Consider the following 10,929-nt stretch of genomic DNA (forward strand, 5'->3'; position numbering starts at 1 on the left):
ATGAATGCTAACGCTACTAAAGTGAACTATAGCGAGCTTAAACTATAATATTTGTTACTTTTTTTAATAAAAATTAATTTTTATTTTTTTGACTAGACCTTTTAATTATAGCTAATTAATCAATGCTGAATTGAGAAGGGAAATAAAAAGTAAGAATTTAACTTTTTTAATACTAATATCAAGCTTTAATCTGGCTCTTTGGTTGACTATCAGACACTTAATTAAAGATAGAGATGGTCTCTCCTCTCTAGTGTTACAAACCTTATCAAAGAGAGACCATAAATATTTAATCTTGAAATACCATAATATTACCCGAGTAACAAGCAACCCAAACTTCTTGGGTTTGTGGGTCGTAAGTAATACCAATGGGGTTGTTACCGACTGTGACTTTTTGTACGACTTTCAAATCGTGAGTCCGAATTTTACTCATAGTGTTATCGCTGTAATTAACAACATACAAAAATGCACCGTCATCTGTTAAAACCATGCTGCGGGGTGCGTTACCTGTAGACACTTTAGATATTAATTTACCTTCAGGTAAGTCAATTTTGGCGATTTTGCCTTCGCCGTTTAAGGAAGCATAGAGATATTCACCTGTAGGGTCTATATTTAAATGTCTTGGTGCATTACCAATATTTTTTAGCCATTTAACAGAAAAGTCTGTTAAATCAACCTTGGCAATATCATAAGAACCCATGACAGCAACATAAGCTTTATTTGCAGCTGTATCTATGGCGATACCACGGGGATAAGGGCCAAGTTTAATTCTTTTGATTTCTCGATTTTTGGCAGGATCAACAACGCTTAAATCCCAAGAACACCAATTACTGACTAATACCAAACGTTCATCATTAGTTGTGGCGACAAATTTAGGTACAGAGCCAACTTGAATAACACGATCAACTTCTAGAGATTCTGTGTTGATTCGATACAAAAAACTTTTATCAGTTTTTTGAGATGGATTACATTTGTCACTACCAGGATTGTTAAATCCAGGGCCATACATTTGGTAATTAGAAATCCAAGCGTATTTACCATCTTCCGCAAAACTGGCTTCAACTGGCGCGCCTTGATAGTTACCTTTAAATTTAGAGTAACCAAATTTTGATAAGTCAACTTTGTCAGGAATAACTTTGACCAGTTTATGCTGTCGGTTGTAAACCGTGATTGTGTGGTTGTACATCATGTTTTGGGCAAAAAATAGCCCATTGCCAGAATGGACAACAGATTTAGGCGAAATCTGCCCAGAAATCACTTTTTTGAGCGTCATCTTATGGAGATGACTGGGAGATTTTTTATCTTTTGTATCTGACTCAGACTGATTAGTGTCGAGAAAACTTTCTGGCTGAGTTTGCAAAGGTGAAGAGATTAACTTTGCGAAATTATTTTCTAATGTGGGGGGGTTAGCTTCTTTGTCGATATTATCTAATTTGCGATCGCTCACAGCAGATGCTACTTTAGTTGGATTCGCTTTGGGGATGGGTGCTGCTTTTTGTTTGTTCGGACTTTTGAGTTGCTTAGTTTGATCTGGGGCTGATTTAGAAGGTTGAGATTTGAGTGCGGCTAAAGTCTTCGGCCCCACAATTCCATCAGCAATTAGTCCATGTGCTTTTTGAAACTTAATGACAGCCGCTTCTGTTGCTTTATCAAAAGAACCCGTGGGGGATTGAGCAAAATAACCCACTACTTGCAGTTGTTGTTGGACAGACATCACCTGTGAATTTTGATCACCTCTGCGTAAGAGTGATGCAGTCTGAGGCGAGTACTGTTTTTGTGGGATTACTACAGCAGCTGGGGTACTAGCCACAACAGGTGCAGGAGCTTGTGGTTTCGCACCAGAATCTAGCGCCGCCAAAGTCCGGTTGTTGACAATGCCATTACTTACAAGTCCGCGATCTTTTTGAAATTTCATCACAGCTGCTTCTGTCGCGGCGTTAAAATCGCCTGTAATTGGTTGATCAAAATACCCAGCCGCTTCTAGTTTCTTCTGGAGAGACATCACTTCATAGCTGAGATCACCTCTTTGCAAGATAACTTGAGGAATAGCAGATGGTGGTTTTTTTGTAGTCTTAACAGTCGGCTGAGTTTTTGCTGGGGTTGATGTAAATGTTGAGGAACTAGATTCTAATGCTGCTAAAGTATCCGTACCCACAACTCCATCAGGGGTGATACCATGAGCTTTTTGAAATTTCATCACCGCCGCTTCTGTGACGGGGCCGTAATATCCTGTGACAGCTTGTTTAAAGTATCCAGCTGCTTGTAATTTCTGTTGCAAAGACGCTACTTGGGGACTTTTTTCGCCTTTTTTGAGAGCCTGAGCCGTATTAGCCCAACCCAAAGAACTGACACCAAAGGCAAAAGAGAGAAATAGCATCAAAGCTCCTCGCTGCTCTTGTCCCCAATTTATGTCTGGATAACATAAATCAGAATCCGCAATATTTTCCTGTTCGGAATTAATAGACGCTTCATAGGTTTCTGCTGAATGCAGGTAAGCAAGTGTTTCCATAGATCAGAAAATACCCAAGATTAAGTAAAAACTTTGCAAGTGTTAGAGGAGCATTGAATTTGCTAACAGGTGTTTATTCTTGGTTGCTGTCGCTCAGTTTGCTAACGCTAACTTATGACAGCATTGAGTTCTCAAGTTAACCAAGGGTGTGAGCTTTTGGCTGTGCAACTTTGGCTAATTAACAGCAGAATTATTGTCTTACTAAGAAATTAACACTTTGTACTGAGAAACGCTATAAAATTTGCTATCAATTTTTACACATCCTCGTTGCAAGCGTTAACAGCTGATTTACTAGAGGAGAAACTGCATCAACAGCCAAATATGAGCAATTTTTCGCTAAGAAAAAATATTCAGTGTAATCTCTTTGAAGAGTATAAATCCGCAATTTTACTTAAACAAAGTAAGTATTTATATGTAGATTGTTTTTTGTTGTATGCAATCATGACTTGCATACAAACAAAAAATCAATGATTTTAAACGAACATGGTGTATGTATCCAAAACTCATCATTAACCCTATATTCATATTTTGCACCTAGCCCCAGTGAATGGAATTCGCACGCCAGATGCTTCAAGTCGGGCATTGCCCGCCCAACGCACTGGCTCGGCTATACAAACGTAGACACGCAAGCGGCTTCCCGCAGGGTAGTCCGCGTGGTGCGCCAAGCGGCAGCGCAAGCACCACGCGGACGCAATATCAAGGGTTTGGAACCCGCGCAGGCGGGTTTTGTCTGTGTAGCCGCGACTTCAGTCGCCCTCGTGCAAGATATGTGTATATCTTTTTAACCCTCAACTCATAGCAATTCACCGAAGCAGTGCTGAGTAAAAAAAAGTAATCATCGCATTCAGCACTCCCGAATAAAATAATGAAACAGATGTAAACCCCCACAGCCTTGATTAATCAATTCACATCTTGCACCTAGCCCCAGCGAATGGAATTCGCGGCTATACAAACGAAGTCCGCCTACGCGGACTAACGCAATATCAAGGGTTTGGAACCCGCGCAGGCGGGTTTTGTCTGTGTAGCTGCGACTTCAGTCGCTTGGTGCAAGATATGTGTCAAGCTTTCTTAATTGCGAATTGGTATTTGTGCTATTAATCAATCGTAGTGGCGTGTCAACAAATAATTAGTAATATATGTGTTTCCTGTTCCTACCTTCACAAGTAAGTTCAAAAATAAAATAGAATTGCTATAGAAAAAGCAAAAAATCAAATAAAAGCCTGATATTTATATTTATTTTTTGGTTGTAAATCAACACAAAAATCAACTAAATGTTTCACCAATTACCCATCTATTCTGGTTATATGGATCTACTATTAATGTAGAAGGAAATTTGAAAAAATGTGAAGATTATTAACACTAAGTATTAACTTTTATGATGCTGGTTAGGTGTTAATATCCAAAGCTCACAGTTTTCTCACAGTGGCTACATCATGGTAACTTTTGATCGTCAATATAAGCTATGCGTCGCTGTTTGCAGGAGATAAGTATGATGACGAGTAAATTCCGCAATCGCGCTGAGGCTGGCAAATTATTAGCGAAACAACTAACAAACTATGCTAACTTTAACAATCTGTTAGTGTTAGGTTTGCCCAGGGGTGGTGTACCAGTAGCATTTGAAATTGCTAAACAATTGAACGCGCCGCTCGATATATGTTTAGTCAGAAAAATTGGTGTTCCCAACCATGAAGAACTGGCGATGGGTGCGATCGCCTCTGGTGGTGTGCGTGTTTTAAATTACGATGTCCTCAATAGTTTGAGTATTGATTGCCAAATTATTGACGAAGTGACAGCTAAGGAATTGCGGGAATTACAAAGACGCGATCGCGCTTACCGAGGCGAACGAGCTTTACCAGAGGTCAAAAATCATACCGTAATTTTAGTAGACGATGGTATTGCCACAGGTTCAACCATGCGCGCTGCGATCGCTATCTTGCAACCACAGCAACCTCAACACTTAATTGTAGCTGTTCCCGTTGCGCCACCTTCAACGTGCCAGCAATTAGAAACCGAAGTAGACAAAATAGTTTGTTTAGTTATGCCAGAGTCGCTGTATGCCATTGGTGCTTGGTATGACGACTTCTCACAAACTACCGATGCAGAAGTACGCGAGTTATTAGCCAGACAGTCAGATATTAGTAGAAATGCGGGTATGGGAGTGTAAGTAAGTTTCAGTAAATTAACGGTTTCATCAAGGAGTAATTTACTATGCTAGTTGAAACTGATGGCGATCGCAATGTCAAGTCACCGTTAGAAAAAGAAGTTTTAGAAGGGGAAGAACTGCGATCGCAATTATTAAAAGTCCAAGCACCAGCAACCATGCATGAATGGTTACGCACTGGGATATCACCCCCAAATACTTTGCTGAAGCCAGCAAATTTTAATGGCAAGCAGAATCTATAGTTATGTTGCCGAATATGTGGAGACGTTGCAATGCAATGTCTCTACTATGGTTTCCTTTTTTCACTTCATTCAATAGCAACAACAAAAATTCCTCTTTGTAGCAAAGAGGAATTTTTTGTTTCTATTAATTCCACTTCATTAAATAGAAGTGACGCAGCCTATAAGAAATTTACTACCAAGCCGAATATGGAGTTTCCATTAATTCCACTTCATTAAATAGAAGTGACCCAAAAACAAAAAAACTCCGTATCAGAACTGTTACGAGAACAAGTTTCCATTAATTCCACTTCATTAAATAGAAGTGACAAAATGTTAATGCTCTTTACTCTGATATTTATGAACCAAGTTTCCATTAATTCCACTTCATTAAATAGAAGTGACTTTAGCTACTATAGGTCTAACTAAAGCAATCGCTTCAACTGTTTCCATTAATTCCACTTCATTAAATAGAAGTGACCTAAAACGTGAAGTAATGCAAAACTTAAAGGTAACATTGTTTCCATTAATTCCACTTCATTAAATAGAAGTGACTCTGCTTAAGAGGCAGGACTCTAGCCAGTTGAGTTAGCAAGTTTCCATTAATTCCACTTCATTAAATAGAAGTGACCTTTAGATATACCTTACGACCAACTACTTGAGAGGTATAGGGTTTCCATTAATTCCACTTCATTAAATAGAAGTGACCTACTAAAACAATTTAAGAAAGCCCAAGTTGAATATCCTTACGTTTCCATTAATTCCACTTCATTAAATAGAAGTGACTTTGCACTCGTAGGGCTAATAGCTACTCTTTGCAGTCGTGTTTCCATTAATTCCACTTCATTAAATAGAAGTGACTTAACCTTCTCAATTGTCTCTTCTAGATTAAAGATTCTAGTTTCCATTAATTCCACTTCATTAAATAGAAGTGACTCTGATTTTAAAGTACCCATCCTTCAAAGACTTGAGTGTTTCCATTAATTCCACTTCATTAAATAGAAGTGACATTGTGGGAATAACTGTCTTGAGAAACCGTTATCGCCCAGCGCAATCGGTTTCCATTAATTCCACTTCATTAAATAGAAGTGACACAACACCCCTCAGATGTTGTCAAACGGGCAAATAGTTTCCATTAATTCCACTTCATTAAATAGAAGTGACTTTAATATCTTGTATACGCTTCAGTTCTGCTTCAAGAAATATCGTTTCCATTAATTCCACTTCATTAAATAGAAGTGACGGTGAAGGACAACCTTTGGCTACGGCTGATGGATTGAGGTTTCCATTAATTCCACTTCATTAAATAGAAGTGACCCTTCCTATTTAAACCCTTCCACGGCCTAATGTCCAGATGCCATTTGCGGCCGGGTCGATGAAGAAAGCAAATTTAGCATTCCTAGAGGACATAAAATTACCCAAAACCCTTACACAATAAGACATCGGCCGGGTCAACGAAAATACAAGCATTTTCAAATTTTACTCACCCCGTCGCAGAGAAACTAGGTGTAGGTTGGGTGGAGGAACGGAACCCAACATTCACGCATACTTTGTTGGGTTACGCTATCGCTACACCCAACCTTGTATCTTAACTGAACCGTATTGGGTTTTAAAATCCGCGCAAGCGAGTTTTGTCTGTGTACAAGATAAATCGCAACTCATCACCCTTGTGCAAGAAAGGTGGAGAAAGTCTTTTCCCTATTCCCTGTTCCCTAATACCAATTTTTTATAAAGCTTCCAAAGGCATAAGGGCGTGTTAATGCCTTAACACACCCTTCCAAGATTAATAAAATTATTACAAAAGTAGAGATTCTTAATAATACCTACAAATGTAAACTTCTGACATATTTGTAATTTTCTGAAGTGCTGATGCTCTTAGCAAGCGACTACTCTACGAAATTATTTATTAACTAATCTAAGACTGTTGATGTCCTTTAGCATCGCATTCTTTGTACCAGCATCTTTTCAGCAGTCCAATGCGCCAGCTATAGGCAAAGCGACGAGGATTTAATTCTAATTGCGAATCACGGCTAAACAAAGGTTGGTTTAAATATTGCCAAAGAGGAAACTTAATCTTGGTGTCTTTTTCGGCCATAGGAGGAACAAGCTAAATATACATATTGCAAGTTGTGGCAGCAGTGGAAATTTATTTAGAAACTACCATCTACTGATTTTCTAGTTAAAGATGACATGATATATATTCAATTGTCCTGGTGGCAATTGCGGAATTTTACGTAAAGTTTTCTGTCAGGTTAGTTAGACAGACCATCAACTACAAAGTTCCCAAACTTCTACACAGCAAGGTTTTAACTACAGTCTCTAGCATCTCTACTGAGTTCGTTCTGAATATCAGCACGCAAAAGAGGCAAAAAAATCTAGCTTTAGATAGAAGCAAATTTTTAGGAAATTAAATTTGTCTTATACCAATTCGCAATTCGCAATGACGCTCGCAGGCTCGCTAACGCAGTTCGCAGAGCATACTTTGTTGGGTTACGCTATCGCTACACCCAACCTACTTTTCTGGCGTTTGAGGAACGAAACCCATTTATCTGAGTGCTGAGGCGTAGGTTGGGGAGCCAGTGCGTTGGGCGGCTTCCCCGACATGAAGCAACTGGCGTTTGAGGAACGAAACCCAACATCCGAGCATACTTTGTTGGGTTACGCTATCGCTACACCCAACCTACTTTTCTGGCGTTTGAGGAACGAAACCCAACATCCGAGCATATTTTGTTGGGTTACGCTATCGCTACACCCAACCTACTTTTCTACTTTTCTGACGAGAAATCAAGGGTTTGGAACCCGCGCAGGCGGGTTTTGTCTGTGTAGCGGCGACTTCAGTCGCTACAAATATTTACGTCGCTCTACTTACAGAGTAATTCTGCTTCTATCACTGTAGAGTCGTTGGTAGGTTCGAGGCGAAAACCTAGTTTTGTACAAACTCGTTGCATTCCGTAATTATCTGCGAGAATGTTGGCTGTAATTCGTCTGATGTTTTCTTGGCGACCAACTTCTATCAACCGTCTGACTAATTCTGTGCCTAAACCCTGACATTGATAGCGATCGCTCACTATCATAGCGAATTCAGCCGTATCTGTACCGTGCAGTTTACTTAATCGTCCCACTGCTAAAATCTGTCGCTTACCTGTTTGCGGGTCTTGATGTTCTGCGACTAGTGCCATTTCCTGGTCATAATCATTAAAGCAAATGCGGGTGAGTCGTTCGTGGGTAGTGCGCTGACTCAGTTTAATTAAATGGAAGTAACGAAAATATACGCTTTCTTCTGAGAGTGTTTCATGAAACTGCACCATCAACGGCTCATCTTCTGGACGTATCGGACGGATGGTGATTTGCATACCGTTTTTCATCGTCCACTTTTCGATGTATTGCGTAGGATAAGGACGAATGGCTAATTTAGGTAGTTGTTCTTCTGTAATATCTGGCGGGTGCAGCACAATTCGCCCATCTAAAGCAATTAAGGTGGGGAGTGGGGAAGAAGTATGAATATTCGCTGCAACAGGAGAAGCTAGCAAGGGGTTGATGTCAATTTCTTTAATCCAGCGTTGTTCTACTACTAGCTGGCTAAATGCCACCATCAATTGTTCCAGGGCTGCCATATCTACACTTTCCCTTCCCCGCACACCTTTAAGGGCTTTGTAAATTTTTGTGTGTTCCATCATCCGCCGTGCCAAAGTTGTGTTTAGAGGAGGTAGGGCGATCGCTCGGTCTTGAAATACTTCTACTAGTTGTCCCCCTGCACCAAACAACAGCACTGGCCCAAATTGCGGGTCGAGACTACTGCCAATAATTAGTTCGTAGCCGTCAGTTTTCACCATTGGCTGTACTGTCACGCCTAAAAAAAGTGCTGTTAGCGGTAGCGGGGCGTTCAGCCCGTGCTGAGTACTTAGTGCTGAGTAATGAGGGTCTTTTGCTATTTTTTCTTCAACGGAGGATTTGATGCGGCGATAGGCTTGCCTGACGCCATCAGCATCTCGAATATTTAATTGCACACCACCAACATCGGTTTTATGCGTAATGACGTGGGAATATAGTTTGACAACTACGGGATAGCCAATACTCTCGGCGCATTTAACAGCTTCATCCTCGCTCTTAGATACACAAGTTGCCACAACTGGGATGCCATAAGCCGCTAATATTTGCTTTGATTCATCTTCTGTCAGAATTGTTCGCCCATCTTGACGCGCAGAGGAGATAATCTTTTCGACTAAATTTCGGTCTGGTATACCTGAAGGATTAACCTCTGGCAAAACGGGAGTTTCATAGATACCGCGCAGGTTGTAGCTAGATTGCCACATATAACTAAATACCCGCGTTGCCGTGTCGGGATAGCGATAAGTGGGGATACCTTGGCGATTGAGAATTGTCTCACCAGCAGTAACTTCTGCTCCCCCCATCCAACTCGCAAGAATTGGTTTACCAGGAATTTGGGCGTAGGGTTTTAACTGTTCGGCGGTTTGGGTGGGGTCTGTCATGGCTTGGGGAGTGAGAATGACCAACAAGCCATCACTATTGGGATCTTTGGCGGCAATTTCTAAAGCTTGGGTATAACGTTGGGGGTCAGCGTCGCCCAAAATATCAATTGGGTTGTTGTGACTCCAGTGAGTTGGGAGGATTTGATCAAAAGATGCGATCGCTTCTGGTGAAATGCTAGCCAATTCACCACCAGCTTGTATCAATGAATCGGTTGCTAATACTCCCGGCCCGCCTGCGTTAGTTAATATTGTCAAGCGCGGCCCTTTGGGACGGGGCTGTTTTGCTAGTACCTCCGCCATATCAAATAAATCAGAAATACTATTAACTCGCAGTACCCCACAACGGCGAAAAGCTGCATCTAATACCGCATCACTCCCAGCTAACGCGCCTGTATGGGAAGCTGCGGCTTTGGCGGCTGCTTCTGTGCGTCCGGCTTTAATCACAATAATTGGTTTGGTGAGCGCAACCTCTCGCGCTGCGGAAATAAATGAGCGCGCATCACCAATAGATTCCATATAAATCACAATACTTTTGGTGTGGGGGTCATCACCGAGATAGTAAATCAAATCACCCCAGCCCACATCCAACATCGAACCAATGGAAACAAAGGCACTAAAACCGACGTTTTCCTGAAAACTCCAATCGAGAATAGCTGTACACAAAGCCCCACTTTGGCTAATAAAACCCACATTGCCTGGACGCGCCATCGCACTAGCGAAGGTAGCATTTAATCCTGTCAGTGGACTCATTACCCCTAAGCAGTTCGGGCCAATGATGCGAATATTGCCACGACGCGCTTGTGCTAAAACTTCCTGTTCTAAGGCTACACCTGCTGCACCGGCTTCTTTAAACCCAGCAGAAATGATGATTGCACTTTTAACACTTGCATCGACACATTCAGCAATGATACCGGGAACTGTCTGGGCTGGTGTCGCAATAACGGCTAAATCCACAACTTCAGGGATATCGCCAATTTTGGCATAGGCTTTAATCCCCAAAACACTATGCCGCTTGGGATTGACGGGAAAAACAGTTCCCCCAAATGGATTGGTAATTAAATTCCACAATAGAGTGCGCCCCACGCTACCAGCAGTTTCACTAGCACCAATCACAGCGACAGTCTTTGGGGCAAACAGCGCATCAAGAGGATTAAGCTTCTCTGAGCGCAAGATATCAAAGGCGCGATCGCTTGTGGGCTTGAGAGATTTCTGCATCAATCCTCCTTGTTAAATGTGCTGAGTAGAGGGAACGACTAATTATAGTGGCGATTATGCTGAGTGCCACTCTCAGAGGGCGTTTTTCAATCCTCAGACTGTATTTAGACTTTGAAAACATCCTCCATAAGAGAATGTTAAAACATTGATATTAGGGTAATGGATAAATTTTGAAAATTATTAGTCTTTACCTATTCCCTGACTTGAAAGGGACTTTTGCCCTTAGTCTATGCTGCTCCGAAAAACTTACCTAAACTTACTCAAAGAAAGTTGATTAGTTTAGTGTTTTCTTCCTGCTTCAATCAAGGTAGTCGGCTACTGCTTGTCCACAGGCGTTAA

General features: G+C 41.2%; 7 protein-coding genes and 1 CRISPR repeat array. Of the genes, 4 read left to right on the forward strand and 3 right to left on the reverse strand.

Translation table 11 applies throughout. From position 1 onward, the window contains the following. Positions 1-286 precede the first annotated feature (286 nt). Positions 287-2,506 (reverse strand): peptidoglycan-binding protein, encoded by a 2,220-nt coding sequence (locus H6G69_RS13505; protein WP_190687419.1) that lies wholly within the window; start codon positions 2,504-2,506, stop codon positions 287-289. A gap of 467 nt (positions 2,507-2,973) precedes the next feature. Between H6G69_RS13505 and H6G69_RS13510 the strand changes: the two genes are divergently transcribed. From H6G69_RS13510 to H6G69_RS13525, 4 genes are all read left to right on the forward strand, one after another. Beyond that, positions 2,974-3,291: a hypothetical protein gene (locus tag H6G69_RS13510; protein WP_190687424.1), complete on the forward strand. Its 318-nt coding sequence runs from the start codon at positions 2,974-2,976 to the stop codon at positions 3,289-3,291. Between the two features lie 127 nt (positions 3,292-3,418). Beyond that, entirely contained in the window at positions 3,419-3,604 is a 186-nt protein-coding gene (locus tag H6G69_RS13515; protein WP_190687427.1) for a hypothetical protein, read from the forward strand. Between the two features lie 394 nt (positions 3,605-3,998). Further along, on the forward strand, positions 3,999-4,670 hold the full coding sequence (locus H6G69_RS13520; RefSeq protein ID WP_190687445.1) for a phosphoribosyltransferase: 672 nt from the start codon (positions 3,999-4,001) through the stop codon (positions 4,668-4,670). A gap of 44 nt (positions 4,671-4,714) precedes the next feature. After that, a complete protein-coding gene (locus H6G69_RS13525) occupies positions 4,715-4,909 on the forward strand; it encodes a hypothetical protein (RefSeq protein ID WP_190687448.1) in 195 nt (64 codons plus the stop codon). Between the two features lie 117 nt (positions 4,910-5,026). Continuing rightward, positions 5,027-6,202: direct repeats of the CRISPR family, unit length 36 nt; unit sequence GTTTCCATTAATTCCACTTCATTAAATAGAAGTGAC. 598 nt (positions 6,203-6,800) lie between these two features. Here H6G69_RS13525 and H6G69_RS13530 read toward each other — a convergent pair. After that, positions 6,801-6,980, reverse strand: a complete 180-nt coding sequence (locus H6G69_RS13530; protein ID WP_190687429.1) for a hypothetical protein — start codon at positions 6,978-6,980, stop codon at positions 6,801-6,803. A gap of 766 nt (positions 6,981-7,746) precedes the next feature. Further along, complete coding sequence (locus H6G69_RS13535) at positions 7,747-10,590, reverse strand: bifunctional acetate--CoA ligase family protein/GNAT family N-acetyltransferase (RefSeq protein ID WP_190687432.1); 2,844 nt, start codon at positions 10,588-10,590, stop codon at positions 7,747-7,749. Positions 10,591-10,929: the final 339 nt, after the last annotated feature.

Origin of the sequence: Nostoc sp. FACHB-110, from assembly GCF_014697425.1 — a bacterium.
In the GTDB taxonomy this organism is placed as follows: domain Bacteria; phylum Cyanobacteriota; class Cyanobacteriia; order Cyanobacteriales; family Nostocaceae; genus Nostoc_B.